General features: G+C 58.2%; 18 protein-coding genes. 7 read left to right on the forward strand and 11 right to left on the reverse strand.

From position 1 onward, the window contains the following. The first annotated feature begins 34 nt into the window (after nt 1–34). Complete coding sequence (locus tag ABY734_RS07770) at nt 35–1,600, forward strand: diguanylate cyclase domain-containing protein (protein ID WP_372778405.1); 1,566 nt, start codon at nt 35–37, stop codon at nt 1,598–1,600. A 4-nt stretch (nt 1,601–1,604) separates the two neighbouring features. On the opposite strand, the gene ABY734_RS07775 is transcribed toward ABY734_RS07770, so the two are convergent. The 8 genes from ABY734_RS07775 to bioB form a co-directional block, all read right to left on the reverse strand. After that, a complete protein-coding gene (locus ABY734_RS07775; protein WP_372778406.1) occupies nt 1,605–1,787 on the reverse strand; it encodes a DUF3094 family protein in 183 nt (60 codons plus the stop codon). 106 nt (nt 1,788–1,893) lie between these two features. Next, the gene (locus tag ABY734_RS07780) at nt 1,894–3,663 is read right to left on the reverse strand and encodes an acyl-CoA dehydrogenase C-terminal domain-containing protein (RefSeq protein ID WP_372778407.1); all 1,770 of its coding nucleotides are present in this window, start codon (nt 3,661–3,663) and stop codon (nt 1,894–1,896) included. Nucleotides 3,664–3,685: 22 nt separating this feature from the next. Then, complete coding sequence (locus ABY734_RS07785) at nt 3,686–5,473, reverse strand: acyl-CoA dehydrogenase C-terminal domain-containing protein (RefSeq protein ID WP_372778408.1); 1,788 nt, start codon at nt 5,471–5,473, stop codon at nt 3,686–3,688. A 161-nt stretch (nt 5,474–5,634) separates the two neighbouring features. After that, on the reverse strand, nt 5,635–7,272 hold the full coding sequence (locus ABY734_RS07790; RefSeq protein WP_372778409.1) for an acyl-CoA dehydrogenase family protein: 1,638 nt from the start codon (nt 7,270–7,272) through the stop codon (nt 5,635–5,637). A gap of 89 nt (nt 7,273–7,361) precedes the next feature. Continuing rightward, entirely contained in the window at nt 7,362–8,039 is a 678-nt protein-coding gene (gene bioD, locus ABY734_RS07795) for a dethiobiotin synthase (protein WP_372778410.1), read from the reverse strand. A 17-nt stretch (nt 8,040–8,056) separates the two neighbouring features. Next, entirely contained in the window at nt 8,057–9,580 is a 1,524-nt protein-coding gene (gene bioC, locus ABY734_RS07800; protein ID WP_372778411.1) for a malonyl-ACP O-methyltransferase BioC, read from the reverse strand. After that, nucleotides 9,580–10,737, reverse strand: a complete 1,158-nt coding sequence (gene bioF / locus ABY734_RS07805) for an 8-amino-7-oxononanoate synthase (RefSeq protein WP_372778412.1) — start codon at nt 10,735–10,737, stop codon at nt 9,580–9,582. Before bioF ends, bioC begins: the two co-directional genes overlap by 1 nt. 55 nt (nt 10,738–10,792) lie before the next feature. Next, nucleotides 10,793–11,839, reverse strand: coding sequence for a biotin synthase BioB (gene bioB / locus ABY734_RS07810; protein ID WP_372778413.1), 1,047 nt, complete (start codon nt 11,837–11,839; stop codon nt 10,793–10,795). A gap of 82 nt (nt 11,840–11,921) precedes the next feature. Between bioB and ABY734_RS07815 the strand changes: the two genes are divergently transcribed. Both ABY734_RS07815 and ABY734_RS07820 read left to right on the forward strand, forming a co-directional pair. After that, nucleotides 11,922–12,611, forward strand: a complete 690-nt coding sequence (locus ABY734_RS07815) for a ComF family protein (protein ID WP_372778414.1) — start codon at nt 11,922–11,924, stop codon at nt 12,609–12,611. A 48-nt stretch (nt 12,612–12,659) separates the two neighbouring features. Next, a complete protein-coding gene (locus ABY734_RS07820; RefSeq protein ID WP_372778415.1) occupies nt 12,660–13,649 on the forward strand; it encodes a serine/threonine protein kinase in 990 nt (329 codons plus the stop codon). Between the two features lie 33 nt (nt 13,650–13,682). Here the strand turns inward: ABY734_RS07820 and ABY734_RS07825 are convergent, their stop codons facing one another. Then, nucleotides 13,683–14,405 (reverse strand): DapH/DapD/GlmU-related protein, encoded by a 723-nt coding sequence (locus ABY734_RS07825; protein WP_372778416.1) that lies wholly within the window; start codon nt 14,403–14,405, stop codon nt 13,683–13,685. A gap of 89 nt (nt 14,406–14,494) precedes the next feature. On the opposite strand from ABY734_RS07825, the gene ABY734_RS07830 reads away from it, so the two are divergent. After that, entirely contained in the window at nt 14,495–15,124 is a 630-nt protein-coding gene (locus ABY734_RS07830; RefSeq protein WP_372778417.1) for a tRNA (guanosine(46)-N(7))-methyltransferase TrmB, read from the forward strand. A gap of 59 nt (nt 15,125–15,183) precedes the next feature. Then, a complete protein-coding gene (cysE, locus tag ABY734_RS07835) occupies nt 15,184–15,999 on the forward strand; it encodes a serine O-acetyltransferase (protein ID WP_372778418.1) in 816 nt (271 codons plus the stop codon). Nucleotides 16,000–16,022: 23 nt separating this feature from the next. Here the strand turns inward: cysE and ABY734_RS07840 are convergent, their stop codons facing one another. Then, the gene (locus tag ABY734_RS07840; RefSeq protein ID WP_372778419.1) at nt 16,023–16,811 is read right to left on the reverse strand and encodes a M48 family metallopeptidase; all 789 of its coding nucleotides are present in this window, start codon (nt 16,809–16,811) and stop codon (nt 16,023–16,025) included. 79 nt (nt 16,812–16,890) lie between these two features. Between ABY734_RS07840 and ABY734_RS07845 the strand changes: the two genes are divergently transcribed. Beyond that, entirely contained in the window at nt 16,891–17,487 is a 597-nt protein-coding gene (locus ABY734_RS07845) for a DNA-3-methyladenine glycosylase I (RefSeq protein ID WP_372778420.1), read from the forward strand. An 18-nt stretch (nt 17,488–17,505) separates the two neighbouring features. Further along, entirely contained in the window at nt 17,506–18,066 is a 561-nt protein-coding gene (locus ABY734_RS07850) for a DUF4136 domain-containing protein (RefSeq protein WP_372778421.1), read from the forward strand. A 30-nt stretch (nt 18,067–18,096) separates the two neighbouring features. On the opposite strand, the gene hemE is transcribed toward ABY734_RS07850, so the two are convergent. Then, nucleotides 18,097–19,164: a uroporphyrinogen decarboxylase gene (gene hemE / locus ABY734_RS07855; protein WP_372778422.1), complete on the reverse strand. Its 1,068-nt coding sequence runs from the start codon at nt 19,162–19,164 to the stop codon at nt 18,097–18,099. Nucleotides 19,165–19,170 lie beyond the last annotated feature (6 nt).

Here is a 19,170-nt window from a genome sequence, read left to right on the forward strand (position 1 = left end):
GCAAAGACCACAACCGCGAGAGCTCATTCCCTCAATGAGACTAGCCTGGAAAGCTGCCGCTCTTATCCTCATCAATGTGGTTATAACCTTTGCTGCGGGCCTGCTGGCACGCAATTTTATTCTCAACCCGGAACTCGCCCAAGTAGAGCGCAGCAATGACGAAAAAGTCCTGCGCCAACTGAATCTTGTCCAGGAGCTGGTTGTAGTAAACCTGATTGACTCGGTCAATCGCGCCCGGCAAATCGCCTCTGGCATTCGTGAAGACCACTGGCAGCAGTATTCGGTTGCCATCAGCTACCTGGCCGCGAACAGCGACTACGACTTTGTTATCAGTACCAGTCGCAATGGCGACTTTGCTCAGGTCCGCCCCGGACGCAGCTTTAGTCTCGGCGAGGCGCCGTCCAGCAAAGAAGTAGAACAGATCATTTCCCGCGCCCGCGCAGCTGACAGCTATCCGTACGTAGATTTCGTGGCACTGGATGAAGGCCCGGCTATGATCGCTGCACAGCAGCTTCTCCACCCGTATGGCAAAGGGCCGGAGCTGTTTATCGTTGCCAACCAGATTAACAATGCATTTACCCAACGGCTTTCAGCCTTTGCCGGGGTCGATTTGCGGCTGACAAGCGTTAAAGAACACACCCTCATACAGCAGGAGCCGCGCGCCCTGTCTGGTATTCGCTCGGAATCGAACACGATGCACTGGGCCGTCAATGACGCACGCGGCATGCCAGCCGTGACTTTCTCTGTCGACCTGCCCCCGCGCAGCTACGATGACAAGATTCTGACGCCGACGCTGGCCATTGCTCTGCTGTTTACCTTGTTAATGTGGAGCGGAGCCATCTGGCTGCTCTATCGCACGCTGATTCGGCCTATGAATATGGCCAGCCACACCCTGCAACAGATCATGAACGACCAGGACTACGTTCGCCGCCTGGAGTACGCCCACAAAGACGAATTTGGCCGTCTGATCCACTTCTTCAATCGCCTGCTGGACATGGTCGATAGACACACATCTGAGCTCGAAACCCTGTCGTTGACTGACCCGCTGACCGATCTGAACAACCGTCGGGCCTTCGATATTCAGTCGCAGCGCTTCTGGCCACTGGCGGAACGGGCCGAGACACGGGTAGCCCTGCTGGCCTTCGATATCGACCATTTCAAGAGCTATAACGATACCTACGGTCATCCGGCGGGCGACAAGGTCATACAGGCCTTTGCCGGCGTGTTGGCCGGCATCTTCAAGCGGGCCAGTGATGTGGTTGCCCGGGTGGGCGGCGAGGAATTTCTGGTCTTGACCCAGGACTCTCCCCGGGGCGCGTGCCAGGTACTGGCCCACCGGGCTCTGCAGGAGCTGCGCGATTTGCGCATTGAACACGAAGGTAACCCATCGCAAGGCGTGGTCACTGCAAGTGCAGGTATCTTTCACTGCGTGCCCGATGCCAACCTCACGCTGGAGATGGCACTCAACCGGGTTGACGAGGTCCTTTATGAGGCCAAGCAGACGGGACGCAACCGGGCCATGCACAGCGACGCACTGGTAGACGGGGTCAGTCCGGTTGTGTCAGCCGAGGTGATTAAGCTACCTGGCGGCAAGCACTAGGACCTCAGTAAACACCTGAGGTGCGCGCCAGGAAAATACTGAACGCACTGAACACAGTGACTACCGTAATCAGCATGATAATCATGCGCATCGGTTTGAAGGGTTTACGCGGTGTGACGTTGTAGCCGGTCTTCAGGTACTCGTCCACGCGTTTCTGGTCTTCGGGGTAGAGCTTTCGTTCAGACATAGCGAATGACTTCAGCCAGGGCAAAAGCCCATTATCCCACTCGACGCCTGCAAGTCCAAGCCTTGCACTTGCAGGACTCACAGCCCCGCAAGTGCAGTCACAAAGCTTAGAACGCGTCTTCCGGCAGAGCCATCAACACGTCGCTACCCGCGCGCACGGAGGCTGCCATCGCATCCAGCTGCGGCAGCAGGCGAGTCATATAGAATCGCGCCGTATGCAGCTTCGATGTGTAGAAGGCATCGTCTCCGGCCTGCAGCGCAGCTTCCGCCATCCGCGCCCACATATAGGCGTAAATGGTGTAGCCCGCCGCGTTGAGATATTCAACCGAGGCGGCGCCGACGGCGTGAGGATCATTTTTAGCGGCGCTCAAAACGTCCTGGGTCAGGGCCTCAAGCGTATCGACGGCTGACAGCAGCGGCGCCGTAAACTCGTCCATCCCCGCGGTTTTTGCACTGGCAGCGTAATCGCGCATCTGCTGGATCAACACAGCCATGTTCTGGCCACCGTTGGCCGCAACCTTGCGCCCCATCAGGTCAAGAGCCTGAATACCGTTGGTACCTTCGTAGATCTGGGCAATACGCACGTCGCGCACATACTGCTCCATACCCCACTCGCGCACATAACCGTGACCGCCGAAGCACTGCTGTCCCAGTACCGTACATTCCAGACCCTTGTCGGTGAGGAAGGCTTTTGCAATCGGGGTCAGCAATTCCACCAGGCCTGCGGCGCGGGCTTTTTCTTCGCCTTCACCAAACTTGGAGGTATCGAGCTGCTGGCCGACAAAAACGGCGAAGGCGCGACCCGCTTCCACGTAGGCTTTCTGCGTGAGCAGCATGCGACGCACATCGGGGTGAACGATAATCGGATCGGCTGGGCCATCGGCATTCTGCGGGCCAGCTGGTGAGCGACTCTGCAGACGCTCACGGGCATAGTCCAGGGCGCCGTTATAAGACGCCGCCGCAAGACCCAGGCCCTGCACACCCACTGACAGACGTTCGTAGTTCATCATGGTGAACATGGCCGCCAAGCCGCGGTTCACTTCACCGACCAGATACCCCTTTGCGCCATCAAAGTTAAGCACACAGGTGGCCGAGGCATGAATGCCCATCTTGTGCTCGACGCTGCCACAGCTGACGCCATTGCGCTCGCCAAGGCTGCCGTCGTCATTGACGTGATATTTCGGCACCAGAAACAGGGAGATACCTTTAGAGCCAGCCGGTGCATCCGGCAATTTCGCCAGCACCAGGTGGATAATGTTTTCGGTCAGGTCGTGCTCACCACCGGTAATGAAGATCTTGTTACCGGTGATGCTGTAGCTGCCGTCCGCCTGCGGTTCGGCCTTGGTGCGAATCATGCCAAGATCGGTACCCGCGTGGGCCTCGGTCAGACACATGCTGCCCGCCCATTTGCCGGAGTACATATTGGGCAGGTATTTCTGTTTCAGCTCCTCGCTGGCGTGATTGGCCATGGCAAGTGCCGCGCCGGAAGTCAGCGAAAGATAGAGGCCGAGAGCGATGTTCGAGCCATAGCTCATTTCCTCGAACATCAGCACCAGCATTTTGGGGATAACCTGGCCGCCGTACTCGGGGTCGCCCGCAAGCGCGCCCCAGCCGCCTTCAGCCAGTTCCTTGAAGGCTTCCGGATAGCCTTTCGGGGTTGTGACAACCGTGTCGTTCCAGCTTACGCCTTCTTCGTCGCCGCTGCGGTTGAGCGGCGAGAGCAGGGTCTCGCTGATTTTCGCCGCTTCGTCGAGAATGGCATCGGCCAGCTCCCGGTTGACTTCATCCAGGCCCAGCTTGGCCCAGATGGATTCAGCGTTGAAAACTTCATGCAATATAAATTGCATGTCTCGTACAGGAGCTTTGTAATCCGGCACGGTTGTCCTCCGTTGGAATTAATTAAAAGGCAAACTCGTCTACATCCATCGCCATCAGGTTGTCCGCGCCGCTGAGCATGCTCAGCTTGTGGCTCTCGGTACGCGGCAACAGGCGCTGGAAGTAGAATTTCGCTGTTTTCAGTTTGGACGCCAAAAAGGTATCGCCCTCACTGCCCCCAAGCGCGAGTTCGGCCATCTGCGCCCACATGTAGGCGAGCGCAATGTAGCCAGAGTACATCAGATAATCAACTGAGGCAGCGCCGACTTCGTCAGGATTCTGCATGGCTTTCTCACCGATTTGCATGGTGATTTCGCCCCACTCCTTGTTCAAAGCAGCCAGCGGCTCAACAAACTCGGCCATGGCCGGGTTGTCTTTCTGCGACTCACAGTACTTGTGAATGACCTTGGTCAGCTGCATCAGCGACTGACCACCGGTACCCATGATCTTGCGACCCAGCAGGTCGAGAGCCTGAATGCCTGTGGTGCCTTCGTACAAGGTGGAGATACGCAGATCACGGACAATCTGCTCCATGCCCCACTCACCGATATAACCGTGGCCACCGTAGATCTGCATGCCGTAGTTGGCAACTTCCAGACCGGTCTCGGTCACAAAGGCTTTGGCGATTGGCGTCAGCAGGTGCAACAGGTCGTCAGCTTCCTTGCGCTCTTCTTCAGAAGCGCCACAGTTGGCCTTGTCCACCACCATCAGAATCCAGTACAGGAAAGCACGGCTGCCTTCGGTAAAGGCTTTCTGGGTCAGCAGCATGCGACGCACATCGGGGTGAACGATGATTGGGTCCGCAGCACCATCCGGGTTTTTCGGGCCGGACAGAGAACGCATTTGCAGGCGCTCGCGAGCGTATTCAAGACCACCCTGATAAGACAGCTGACCGAGACACAAGCCCTGCATGGCAGTACCCATACGAGCGGTGTTCATCATCACAAACATGTAGGTGAGGCCCTTGTTCTCCTCACCGATCATGTAGCCGGTCGCGCCGTCAAAGTTGAGTACCGCCGTGGCCGAACCCTTGATACCCATTTTGTGCTCGATAGAGCCACAGGTAACGCCGTTGCGATCGCCCAGAGACGAATCTTCATGGGCGATGAACTTGGGCACCAGAAACAGGGAGATACCTTTGGTGCCTTCCGGTGCACCCTCGGTACGGGCCAGCACCAGGTGAACGATATTCTCCGCCATGTCGTGCTCGCCGGAGGAGATAAAAATTTTGGTACCAGTGATGGCATAGGTGCCATCGCCATTGTCTTTGGCCTTGGTACGAGACAGGCCGACGTCAGAACCGGCGTGGGGCTCGGTCAGACACATGGTGCCGGTCCAGGTACCGTCTACCATTTTCGGCAGGTAGCGGGTCTGCTGCATTTCATTGCCGTACTCTTCCAGCACGCGCGCCGCAGAGCTGGACAGGCCAGGGTACATGCTCCAGGACCAGTTGGCGCCGCCCATCATGTCGGACAGCAACAGGCCCACAGACGGGGGCAGCCCCTGACCGCCAAACTCGGCGCGGGCACTGACGCTGGTCCAGCCGGATTCGCAGTATTGCTGGTAAGCTTCCTTGAAGCCTTCCGGCGTAGTGACGCCGTCTTCACTCCAGGTACAACCCTGCTGGTCACCGATCTGGTTCAGCGGCGCAATCACTTCCTCAGCAAACTTTGCACCTTCGTTCAGAATGGCGTCCAGCAAATCAGGAGTCACTTCCTCGCGATCAGTCAGCGTGGGGTAGTGCTGATCCACTTTCAGCAGATCATTCAGCACAAAATGCATATCGCGTAACGGAGCTTTGTATAAGGGCATGGCTCTTACCTCAATATTCGTGGCAGGAGAACAACTCAACCGCCAATGTTGACGGCGAGTATATTAGGCAAATCGCTTGCTGCATTGCAAGAGATTTGCCGTCAAATTCACCTGATTGAAGTGTTACGCCTTGATTTTCAATGTGTTACGAATATACGCAATTACTCGTACACGTGCGGATTGGCGCGATTTATCAACAAATCAAGGTTCAATCCAGCCGGCAAAGCGCCGAAATGATGGCTGGGGGACTGACATCGCCCCGCCAGAAAGGCTTCGGCAATCGCCGGATTGGGCCCGCGCAGTAGCAGCGAGCCCTGCAGGCTCAGACCAAGCAGCTCCGCCAGTCGCCGGGCCGAGGCCTCATCCGCCGCCGACAGTTCGTGTTTGAGATTGTCCACCACCGCGTCCTGACGCGGATCAAGATTGGCAGTTGTCAGCAGTTCCGCCATCCAGGCATCCACCACCTCAGGGCTGCGCTGCATGGCGCGGCGCACATCCAACGCCTGGATGTTACCTGAGCCTTCCCAGATGGCGTTGATCGGCGCCTCGCGATAAAGACGCGGCATGATGCAGTTTTCCATCACCCCATTGCCGCCGATGCATTCCATGGCTTCGTAGGCATGCTGGGCCGTGCGTTTGCAGATCCAGTATTTGCCCACCGCTGTGCCCAGACGCAGTAGCAACTGATCCTGTTCGCTGCCGCGGTCCAGCGCTTGCGCCATGCGAAAGGTCATCGCCAGTGAGCCTTCGACCTCCAGCTGAAGATCCGCCAGCACATTGCGCATGATGGGCTGATCGATCAGGCGCTTGCCAAAGGCCTCGCGCTGACTGGCATGGTGGGCAGCCTGCACCACCGCCTGACGCTGCCCGGCGCTGGAGCCGATCATGCAGTCAAAGCGAGTCATCGCCACCATCTGAATAATGGCCGGCACGCCGCGTCCGATGTCACCCACCAGCCAGCCGAGGGCGCCGCGGAATTCAACTTCCGACGAGGCATTGGCGACATTGCCCATTTTGTCTTTGAGTCGCTGAATTTCCAGCGGGTTTTTGTGGCCTTCCGGATGCCAGCGCGGCACCAGAAAACAGCTGATCCCTTTGTCTGTTTGCGCCAGCACCAGAAAGGCATCGCACATCGGTGCCGACAGAAACCATTTGTGCCCTACCAGTGAATAGGCAGTAGCGCCCTCCACCTCGCCTAGAAGGGTTGCCTGCGTGGTATTGGCCCGCACATCGGAGCCGCCCTGTTTTTCAGTCATGCCCATGCCAATGGTCAGGGCCGACTTCTCGCTGTAGTGCACATTGCGCGGGTCATAGGCCTTTGCCAGCACCTTGGGCAAAAACTGTTCTGCGAGCACGGGGTTGAGCTTGAGGGTTGGCACCGAGGCGAAAGTCATCGTCACCGGGCAACCGTGGGCCGCTTCCACCTGAGCATGCAGGTAGTACTTCGCCGCGCGCTCAGTGTGACTGCCATCGGTCCAGGGGTCGCTGTGCAGCCCGGCCTGATAGGCCTGCTCCATCAAGGCATGGTAACTGGGGTGGAATTCAATCAGATCCAGTCGGTGACCAAAGCGGTCGTGGGTATGCAGCACCGGCTTGTGCGCGTTGGCCTGAAAACCCAGTTCGATAAACTCGGGCAGACCGCACAGGGCGCCATAGTCGACCAGCGACTCTTCCGAAGCAGGTGATTGCGCCTGAACCGCCTCGCGCAAGGCCTGATCACCGAGATAGAGATTGTGGTTTTCCAGCGGCGTGGACTGGTTATGGACTTCGTGGGTGGGCTGGGTAGCGTCGATACTCATGGCCGCTCCTGAATGATGCTTTGCTGCAAAATATGCAGAGTAAACATTGCCTGCGGCGCAAGGTAAAGCCCTACGCTTAAAATGCCTCTTTAAAGCAGATCGATCTGTAGGTGCGCGGCCACCTTTTCCGGAGAACAGTCGGCGAGACCGGGCACCACACCCAGGCAGGGCGCGGGCAACAACTGCCTGAGGGTTTCGACGTTTTCATCGAAACAGGACATCCCCTTCTCCACGGTATTGGCCACCCAACCGGCCAGTGGCAGACCGTCGCGACGAATCGCTTCTGCCGTCAGCAGAGCATGGTTAAGGCAGCCCAGTTTCATGCCGACCACCATAATGACGGGCAATTGCAGCTCCACGGCAAGGCCAGCCAGCGTTTCGCGACCGCTGAGGGGGACCCGCCAACCGCCGGCGCCTTCCACCAAGGCCAGATCACTGGGCGTCATCAGACTGCCCCGGCAATACCCGACCAACTGCGATACGGTAAGCCGCCTGCCCGCCTGCTGGGCCGCAATATGAGGGGCAATGGGTGGCTCGAACAGAACCGGGTTAACCTGTTCGTAGCTGAGTTGAACGCTGGCACTTTGCATAAGCGCGATAGCATCATCATTGCGCGGGCCATCCTCGCTCGGCTCTGCGCCAGCCGCCACAGGCTTAAGGGCAAGGGTGCGCCAGCCCCGCTGATTACCCGCTTCAAGCAAACCGCAGGCAATTGTGGTTTTGCCGATTTCGGTATCGGTTCCGGCGACGAAAAACTTCTTACCCATTGAGACTCTACCTTCTTCTACGCCAGCGGCTTGGTCAGCGTCAGATACCACACCTGATAAGTTGCTGGCAGTAATCCATTGGCTTGACGATAGCTTTCATAGGCGGCGATAAAACGCCGTAGCGCCTGTTTACCCATCATCCCCCGGTCGCGGTTGACGTTGTGGGCACCGAGGCGCTTCAGCTCGGCCATCAATTCACGCAGGGTGTCGTATTCCAGCACCTCACCGACTTCCTGCCATTCGACCAGCTGCAAGCCACTGCGGGTGATGCCATCCTCAAGATCAGCGCGCGGCAGAAAGCGGTTTACATGGGTCGCGTCGTCGGCCGCACGCCCGGCCTCGCGCAACTCAAAAAGCGTTTCCGGCCCCAGGGTACTGACCAAGAATTTGCCACCGGGTTTAAGCACCCGATAGGCCTCGGCAAACACCGCCGCGATATTCTCGCACCACTGCACCGCCAGCGAGGAAAACACCAAGTCCATGCTGTCGTCCGCCAGCGGCAGATCCTCGGCGTCTGCGCACACCCAGTGCTCGGCCTGCCGATCTGCTTGTGAACGGGCATAAGCCAGCATCCCTTCCGCCAGGTCCATCGCCACAACCGATTGTGTGACAGCATTCAGTGCCGGCAGACTGTAGCCGGTGCCGGAACCCAGATCGAGGGCTCGCCCACTGTCAGGCGGCAAGCGCGTCGCCAGCTGATCGGCAACCCGACGCTGCAGGTCAGCCACCGAATCGTAGCTGTTGGCCGCCCTGCTGAAGGACTCCGCCACCTGGCGCTTGTTCAGGTAATGCGTAATTTCGCTGCTTTCTGCGCCATGGCGCTGACAAAAATCCAGCACGGTCTGCCAGAAATCCGCCGGTTCCGTGACGAAGGGCAGATGACCACTATGTTTAAACTCGCAGATCTCGACCGACGAACTGAGACGGGAAACAGCCTGTGCGGTGCCTCTGGGAACCAGCGCATCGTCGGCGCCGAACAAGGCCAACATCGGAACATCCAACGCCGCAATGCAATCGCGATTATCCAGCTCCGATAGCCAGCCGAGCAGTTGCAACTGGAGCTCCGCCTCACCGGGCACGCTCGGTGTCAGCGCACCCTGCAAGGCATCAAAGCGACGAAGACCGCGCTTGGGATTGCTGGCAAAGCGCTCGACAAAATCTTCATAGGTGGCCACCGGCATCGCATCCCGCCAGTCCTCGCGCTGAACAAAGCTGGCGTTGGCGGCTGCCGTAATCAGCGCGGATACTCGCTCGGGAAACTGCGCAGCAATGCGCGCAGCAATCATACCGCCCAAGGACCAGCCCAAGTAAATCGCCCGCGCCGGCGTATGAGCCATGATATCTGCAATAAACTCATCCACCGAGGAAACGCGATGGGACTGACTGCGCCCGTGCCCCGGCAGATCAATCAGCGTTACGTTGAAATACTTGCGCAGCTGCGGCAGAGCGCTGCGCCAGCAATCGCTGCTGGCGCCCCAGCCGTGCAGCAGCACCAGCTCCGCATTCCCCTGTCTGGCTGGCAGGCGCTCCCGGTACAGCATCAATAGCGCCCCGCCGTAATCTGCGCCAAGGCTTCCAGCAGTTGATCAATCTGCTCATCGCTGTGCGCAGCGCTGAGGGTGATGCGCAATCGGGAAGTGCCTTCCGGCACCGTAGGCGGGCGAATGGCGGACACCAGAATACCGCGCGCTTCGAGTGACCTGCTCATGGCCAGCGCCTGCTCATCCGGCCCAATCAGCAGCGGCTGAATGGCCGTACTGGAAGGCATAAGCGGCAACGATAATTGCTCAGCGCCGCGGCGGAAGTGCTGAATATTTCGCTGCAACGCTTCCCGGCGCCAGGCTTCTGTGTCCAGCAAGTCCAGCGCGGCCAGATTGGCGGCGGCCACCGCCGGCGGCATGGCCGTGGTGTAAATGTAAGGGCGCGCAAACTGGATCAGCGTCTCAATCAAGGCTTCACTGCCTGCCACAAAAGCTCCAAAGCCACCGATGGCCTTGCCCAGTGTTGCCATCAGAATGGGCAGCTCATCCTGCGACAGTGTTTCTGCGCAGCCCGCACCGCGCTCACCGAGCACACCAAAACCGTGGGCGTCATCTGCCATCAACCAGGCCTTGTTGTCACTCGCCGCTTGAGCCAGTCCAGACAGCGGCGCCTGGTCGCCGTCCATACTGAAAACATGATCGACCACCACTAATTTTCGTCCGGATTCCGCCTTCTGCAAACGGCGCGTCAGATCGCCCACATCATTGTGGACAAAGCGCTGAAAGCGGGCGCCGCTGAGCAAGCCGCCATCGAGCAGTGAGGCGTGATTCAGGCGGTCTTCAAAAACCGCATCGCCGCGCCCTACTAAAGCGGCAATAACGCCCATATTTGCCATATAGCCGGTAGAAAACAACAAGGCGCGATCGCGCCCGGTGGTTTCTGCCAGTCGCGCTTCCAGTTGATGATGGTAGCGGGAGTGCCCACAGACCAGATGTGAGGCGCCACTGCCAACGCCTACCGCTTCTGCCGCGGCTTGCATGGCTCTGGTCAGTGCAGGGTGATTGGCGAGCCCGAGGTAGTCGTTGCTGCAAAACAGCAAGACCTCATTGCCATCGACACACGCGGTTGCACCCGTGGCGCTTTCCAGCGTCCGGCGCGAACGATAGCGATGCAGTGAACGGCGCTCATTGAGCGCCGCCGCGAGTTCGGATTCCATGGGATGGGTCACGGGGTTTTAAGCGTCAGACGTCCGACATTCGACGTCCGGCGAGCTAAGCGGTTGCGTCGTAAAAGAAGCGATCATTCTGCGCCTGCTCAACTTTCGCCTGCAGCGCAGCTTCCTGCTCATCTTCGCAGTACTGTTCATCACGCTCTTCCGGTGTAATACCAAGGCGGTCGAACAATTGGAGATCTTTATTCGCTTCGGGGTTCGGCGTAGTCAGCAGTTTCTCGCCGTAGAAAATCGAGTTAGCGCCCGCAAAGTAAGCCAGTGCGTGCATCTGCTCGTTCATTTCTTCACGGCCCGCCGACAGTCGCACATGGGAGGTCGGCATCAGAATGCGGGCCACCGCGATGGTACGGATAAAGTCGAAGGGGTCCAGATCCACTTCGTCGGCCAGTGGAGTGCCTTCTACCCGCACCAGCATATTGATCGGCACACTTTCCGGGTGCTCGGGCAGATTGGCCAGCTGAATCAACAGGCCGGCGCGATCGCGCACGCTTTCACCCATCCCCACAATGCCACCACTGCACACTTTCAGACCGGCCTTGCGCACATTGGACAGGGTATCCAGTCGGTGCTGGTAGGTGCGGGTAGTAATGATTTCGCCGTAGTACTCGGGCGAGGTATCGAGATTGTGGTTGTAGTAGTCGAGCCCGGCTTCAGCCAGCTCTTCCGCCTGCTCTTCGCTGAGCATACCCAGGGTCATACAGGTTTCCAGACCCAGTTCTTTCACACCTTTTACCATCGCCGTCACATAAGGCATGTCTTTCTTTTTCGGCGAGCGCCAGGCGGCGCCCATGCAGAAGCGGCTGGCGCCGGTTGCCTTGGCAGCGCGGGCCTCGGCCAGCACCTTTTCCACTTCCATCAGTTGTTCCTGCTCCAGACCCGTGTCGTAGCGGTTGCTCTGGGGGCAGTACTTGCAGTCTTCCGGGCAGGCGCCGGTCTTGATCGACAAAAGCGTGCTGACCTGCACCTGATTCGGATCGAAGAATTCGCGGTGAACCGATTGGGCTTTGAAAAGCAGATCATTAAAGGGCAGCTCAAACAAGGCGCTGACTTCAGCGTGAGTCCAGTCGTGGCGAATCGGGGTGCTCATGGCGTATCCTGTTGTTTCCGAGATTAAGTTGTTCAAGACAAAACAAGCCACTCATTCTATCTGTCAACCTGCAGGGACGCAAATGGTTAACAGCTCACTTAAGCAACTGTCTTACAAGCTATTTCCCGGGCAATGCCTGCTGTGCTTGGCTGTCACCCATCGACCAAAGGATATCTGCAGGGGCTGCGAACAGGATCTGCCCTGGTTGCGAACCCGCTGCCAGCGCTGCGCCCTACCCCTGACCACCAACACTATCTGCGGCACCTGTCTGAAAACCCCGCCCCGCTTTGATCGCTGCCTGGCCTGCTGGGAATACCGCTTTCCCATCGACGGCCTGATCAGTCGCTTCAAATACCACGGCGATCGCGCCAGTGGTGCACTGCTGGGTGAGCTGGCGCTTACCACCTTTAAAAACCAAGCCGCAGACGCTCTGCTGCCGGTACCCATGCACTGGCGCCGCCAGCTCCGCCGCGGCTACAACCAGACCGAATTACTGGCCGCGCAATGGGGCACTGCGCTGGATATTCCGGTACTGCGGGCTTTGAAACGCGTCGTGGCTACACCCACCCAACAGGGGCTCAGCGCCCGCGCCCGGCAACGCAATCTGAAAGGGGCTTTCACCCTGATCAAAGCGGAACAGGTTTACGGCAAGCGGATTGTAATTGTCGACGATGTGTTAACGACTGGCGCGACAGCCAATAGTCTCGCCGCTATACTGCGCAGGGCTGGCGCCACCGAAATCATGGTGTGGTGTCTGGCGCGAACTCCCTGAATCGATGTGAGATCGATCTTTTAACCCGCTGGCTGTCGGAGCCCTCGTATGCGTGAAGATGTAAACCCACACCCCTACGAAGCACTGACCCCGGACACCGTCCTCGATGCGGTCGAAAGCGCCGGCTTTTTGAGTGATCTGCGGATTCTGGCACTGAACAGCTACGAAAACCGCGTCTATCAGGTTGGTATCGAAGGCGCAGAGCCACTGATCGCCAAATTTTATCGACCCGAGCGCTGGACCGACGAACAGATTCTGGAAGAGCACCGTTTCAGCTGGCAGCTGGCCGACGCCGACATACCGGTTGTGCCCCCGCAAAAGAATGCCGACGGCGACACCCTGTTCGCCTACAAGGGCTTTCGATTTTGCCTTTACCCGCGAAAAGGTGGTCACGCCCCGGCGCTCGATGACCTGGACAGCCTGTTCCAGCTGGGGCGACTCACCGGTCGCCTGCACGGCATTGCCAGACTGGAAGGCTTTCAGCATCGCCCGTCCCTGACCACGGAAACCTTTGGCGATAGCAGCGCTGCGTTTCTACTGCAGCACTTTATTCCCAGCGCCCTGCGCAATGCCTATGAAACCCTGACCCGCGATTTGCTGTACCGTATTCGCCAGCGCTTTGACGAGGTCCAGCCCCAACTGCAGCGGGTGCACGGCGACTGTCATGTGGGTAATATTCTGTGGCGCGGTGACGAGGTGCACTTTGTCGATCTGGACGACAGCCGCATGGCACCGGCGATTCAAGACATCTGGATGTTTCTGTCCGGCAGTCGCGATGCCCAGCAGCGACAGCTGTCGGAACTGGTTGAAGGCTACAACGAATTCAGTGACTTCAACCCCCGTGAACTGCCGCTGGTAGAAGCCCTGCGCAGTTTGCGCATCATGCACTACAGCGCCTGGCTCGCCCGGCGCTGGTCAGATCCGGCCTTTCCCCGAACCTTTCCCTGGTTCAATACCGAGCGTTATTGGGCTGAGCATATTCTGGAGTTGCGCGAGCAGTTGGCTTTATTGAATGAGCCGCCGCTGGAGGTATTTTAATCTTTTGCGTCATACGTCGGACGCCGCAAGCACTCAATCGCGAGTGTTTGGCCAAACCAGGGCCCGCAGCCAACTGAAAATGCCATTCTGCGACAGCACCATATGGTCCACCTGATCAAAGAATTTTTCTAACCCGGCTGGATCGCTGAAATAATCCGCCCGCGTCACCATCTCCCGCTCGGTATCCAGCTCTTTCACAACGGTAGCCGGGTTACCGGCAACAATCACGTTTGGCGGCACATCGCGACTGACCACCGCGCCTGCGGCCACGACGGAATTTTCGCCTATGGTCACGCCTTTCAAAATCGTTGCGTGATCACCCAGCCAGACGTTGTCCTTGATAACGACAGGCGCCACGCGCTCGTCGCGCTTGGTGCGGTCATACACGCCGTGCCAGTCACAGTCAGTGATATACACGCCATTCGCCATCATAACACTGTGGCCGATGGTGACCTGATCACTGGCGGAAATCCGGGTGCCGGGGCTGATCATGGCGTAGTCACCGATCTCTATGCGCCCCGTTTCAGGCTCGCGCCCCCACACCCCTATTTTTACACGGTTGTCAGGCTCACCAATGATGGTGGCGCATTTACCGATGGAAATATTGGGGCCGGAAATGGAGATGTACCAAGGCTTCATGCACGTGTGATAATCGCCCAGATAATCGCAAGCAGGTTTGAGAAAGTGGTTGGTGTACCAGCGCCGGTAGCGCAAATACAGTTTTTTGACCCAGTAGGGACGTCGATCCTGGCGCATGTTGTGTCTCGTTTCAGGGGACCGGAAGTGTGACAAGCCAGACCCAAAAGGGCAACTCGGTTCGGGCTGTCACTTCCAACCAAACAGGTATGCACGAAAAGCTTGAGCACACGGTCCGCAAGCATCTGAGCCACGCCTACCGCAAACCCTACAGCGACCACACTGAACAGGCTTTTGCATCAGCCAACGCCTGGCTCGAACAGCAGGATAAACCACTGCTGCTCGATTCTTACTGCGGTACTGGTACCAGCTCACGCTGGCTGGCTGAAACTCACCCTGACTGCGCTGTTATCGGCATCGACAAGTCCGAGGTCCGCCTCACCAAGCTGCAAACTCAACCTGACAACTGCCTGCTGGTGCGCGCCGACACCGACGATTTTTGGCGACTCGCACTGGCCGCAGGCTGGCAAACCCGGCAACACAGCCTGTTCTACCCCAACCCCTGGCCTAAGTCTGAGCACCTGAAACGGCGTTGCCACGGCTCTCCGCTCTTCCCCACCCTGATCGCGCTGGGAGGTCAGTTGGAGTTGCGCACCAACTGGCGCATCTACGCAGAAGAATTCTGCGCAGCGTTAAAAATTGCCGGAATTTCCAGTGAGCTCAAAAAACTCTCTGCTGATCAACCGGTTACTGCTTTCGAAAGAAAGTACAGCGAGGCCGGGCAAAGCCTGTGGCAGATTCGAGCGCAATTGTCATCACCCCCGCTATCACCGCTATAATGCAAGAGTACCGCTGACTAAACAGATGTGCCCCAAGGGGCACACACGAGGAAGGGATCATGAGCGCCGAACCGTTCAGAACCGCGAGCACCACCGACAGCATCTGGCATACCATTCGCAGCGAGACTGCCGAAGAAGTGAAGCACGAGCCGGTGCTGGCCAGCTTTCTGCACGCCACCATCCTGAATCACGATTCGCTGGAAACTGCGCTGAGTTTTCACTTGGCCAACAAGCTCGATTCACCCACGGCCTCTGCCTTGTTGGTGCGGGAAGTGATTGAGAACGCAATGGCGGCTGACCCCAGCATTGGCGAAGCCATGCGCGCCGATATCGCCGCTGTAAAACAACGCGATTCAGCCTGCGAAAACCTGTCCATCCCCTTTCTTTACTTCAAAGGCTTTCACGCCCTGCAGTCATACCGCATCGCCCACTGGCTGTGGAAGCAAGGACGCGAGTCACTGGCCCTGTTTTTCCAGAACCGCATTTCCTGCGAGTTCGGCGTCGATATTCACCCGGCAGCGCAAGTCGGCAGAGGCATTATGCTCGACCACGCCACCGGCGTGGTGATTGGCGAAACAGCCGTTGTCGGTAACAACGTGTCTATCATGCAATCGGTAACGCTGGGCGGCACCGGCAAGGAGCACGGCGACCGACACCCGAAAATTTCCGACGGCGTTCTGATCGGCGCCGGCGCAAAAATCCTCGGCAATATCCGCATCGGCCAGGGCGCCCAGGTTGCGGCTGGCAGCGTGGTACTGAAAGACGTTGAGCCACATACAACTGTGGCCGGCGTGCCCGCCAAGGTGGTCGGCAAGCCGGACTGTGACCAGCCTGCCCTGGAAATGAATCACCGTGTCTGCTGCGGGGACGATTAAGGCTCCACAGCCCTCACTCACTCTCAGCGTTTACAGTTAGGCCGGAAGCCCGCAGACCGCGCCTGCTTGTAAATCTGCTGCATTTCCGGCATCAGCGCCTGCAGGTCGGATATGCGGGTGTCGTGGGAAGGGTGGGTCGACAGAAATTCCGGTGGCTGACCATTCGCGGCCGCCGCCATGTTGCGCCACAGATCAATGCTCGCCTGCGGATTAAACCCGGCCTGCGCCATCAACTGAACGCCGATATTATCCGACTCCGACTCCTGCAGACGACCGTAGGGCATCAGAACGCCGTATTGAGAGCCTAGGCCCAGTGCCGCCATGACAGCCTGCTGGCCTGCACCTTCGCCAATAAGCGCGCCGACAATCTGCTGACTGGACTGGGACACAAACTGCATCGACATGCGTTCCGCGCTGTGTTTTGCCAGCACGTGGCCGACCTCGTGGCCGATGACCGAAGCCAGTTGATCCTGATTCTTGGCCACATCCAGCAAACCGGTATGAACGCCGATTTTCTTGCCGGGCAACGCAAAGGCATTGGCGCTCTTGTCGTCAAACACCACCACTTCCCAGCCGGTGCGATCGCCCTCCGGCAACGTACGGGTGATGGCATCGGCCACGCAGCTCACGTACTGATTGACCGCCCCAGCCCGCTCGACGGGCGCCTTCTGCTTCATCTCGTCAAAAGCCGTCGCACCCATATTGGACATTTCAGCATCAGAGAAAATAACCAACTGACGCCGCCCGGTTGGCGAGGTAGTGCAGGCGGCAACCAGCAGTGCCACAGAAAGCAGTATCAGGGGTCGCTTCATGGAGTTATCCTTGCGCTTATAACGGTAATGCGCCGCATGGTATCACAAGCTTCTTTTATGGTTATGTGAAAGGTTTGGTATGAACACACAGCTCGAACGCTGCCCCTGGTGTGGAAACGATGAACTTTACTGCAGCTACCACGACCACGAATGGGGTGTGCCGTTAAACGACGAACGCAAACTGTTTGAATTTCTGGCACTCGAATCTGCCCAGGCCGGATTGAGCTGGATTACCATACTGCGCAAGCGGGAAAACTACCGCAAAGCCTTCAGTAATTTTGAGCCGCAAAAAGTTGCCCGCTTCAGTCAGTCCCGAGTGGAAAAACTTCTGACCAATGCAGGGATTGTGCGCAATCGGGCGAAGATCGAGTCTGCAATCAACAACGCTCGCTGCTTTCTCGAAGTGCAGAGCAGTTACGGCAGCTTCGGGCGCTACCTCTGGGACTTCGTCGACGGCACCCCTATACAAAACCGGTATAAAACACTGAAATCTGTGCCCGCAACCACTCCGTTATCGGATACCCTTGCCAAAGACCTGAAAAAACGCGGCTTCACCTTTGTCGGCAGCACAACCATCTACGCCTTTATGCAGGCAACCGGCATGGTGAATGATCACCTTGTGAGCTGCCCCCGCCACGCCGCCTGCGCGGAACTGGCTGAAAACTTCACAGTCTGAGGCAGAAAGGAGATTCCTATGCGCACGTTTACTTTACCCGCGGTTCCCGCTCTGCTCGCGCTCCTGCTGACGGCCTGCTCTTCCGTTCCAGTGGAGACAGACTACAACCCGGACGCAAATTTCAACGGCTTTCAGCGCTATCACTGGCAGACGGAAACCAGCGGCAGCGACAGCTCCATCAGCCCGTTTCACGCGCAGCGGGTGAAATCGACGCTGCAGGGCCTGCTGGATGAACAGCGCTACCGGCAAGCCGGTGCCAACGAATCGCCGGAGTTTCTGATTCGTTACTACCTGACCGAGCAGGTCGAGGGTTTCGGCCGCAACTCAGGCAGCCGGGGCAGTATTGGCCTTGGCAGTGGTGGCGGCGGATTTGGTGTGGGGGTTTCGGTGGGCTTTCCGCTGTCGGGCGGCAAGCCCGAGCGGCATTTCAGAGTGATTATAGATGTAATCGACGCCAGAGCCTCGCAGCTAAGCTGGCGTGGCAGCGCCCTGATCAATGCGGATCAGGGCAGTGAAGATCTTGCAGACGATATAGAAAAGGCGGTCAAGGCTATCTGGGCAGAATACCCGCCGAAATAGCCAAAATGTTCGCTCAGCAAAATAACATCGTTAGCGGTGATAGCGCTCTGACAATTCGCGAACACACTCAATAAAGGCGCCGGCATGGGCCGGGTCGACTTCCGGGGTAATACCGTGCCCCAAATTAAATACGTGCCCGGAACCTTCGCCGAAGCTTTCGAGAATGCTTGCCACTTCCTGACGGATTCGCGCCGGCGAGGCGTAGAGCATGGTCGGATCCATATTGCCCTGCAGAGCCACCTTGTCACCGATACGGCGACGGGCCTCACCGATATCAATGGTCCAGTCCAGCCCCACTGCCTGACAGCCGCTGGCAGCGATACTTTCCAGCCACAGCCCGCCATTTTTGGTGAACAGAATACAGGGCACCTTGCGGCCATCCTGTTCCTTGATCAGACCATCCACAATTTTCTGCATATAGCGCAGTGAAAATTCCTGATAGCCCGCCGCACTCAGGGCACCGCCCCAGGTATCGAAAATCTGCACCGCTTGAGCGCCGGCCTTGATCTGACCGTTCAGGTAAGACACCACCGATTGCGCCAGTTTATCCAGCAGGCTGTGCATCAGCTCGGGCTGGTCATAGGCCAGCGCCTTGGTGGTGCGGAAATCCTTGGAGGAACCACCCTCAACCATATAAGTGGCTAGCGTCCAGGGGCTGCCTGAAAAGCCGATCAGCGGCACTCGCCCGTTCAGCTCGCGGCGAATGGTGCGCACCGCATCCATCACATAACCCAGATCCTTTTCCGGATCCGGCACCGGCAACGCATCCACATCGGCCTGGCTGCGAATAACCTTTTTGAATTTCGGGCCTTCACCCGTTTCAAAATACAGGCCCTGCCCCATGGCGTCGGGAATGGTCAGAATATCGGAAAACAGAATCGCCGCATCCAGCGGGTAGCGCTCCAGCGGCTGCAGAGTCACTTCGCAGGCCAGCTCCGGGTTCATGCACAGCGACATGAAATCACCGGCCTTGCCGCGGGTGGCGCGATACTCGGGCAGATAGCGCCCAGCCTGGCGCATCATCCAGACCGGGGTGTAGTCGACGGGCTCACGCAGCAGTGCGCGAAGGAAAGTATCGTTTTTTAAGGTGCTCGTCACGGTTGG

This window comes from Litorivivens sp., from assembly GCF_041624475.1.
Taxonomy (GTDB): Bacteria; Pseudomonadota; Gammaproteobacteria; order Pseudomonadales; family Spongiibacteraceae; genus Litorivivens.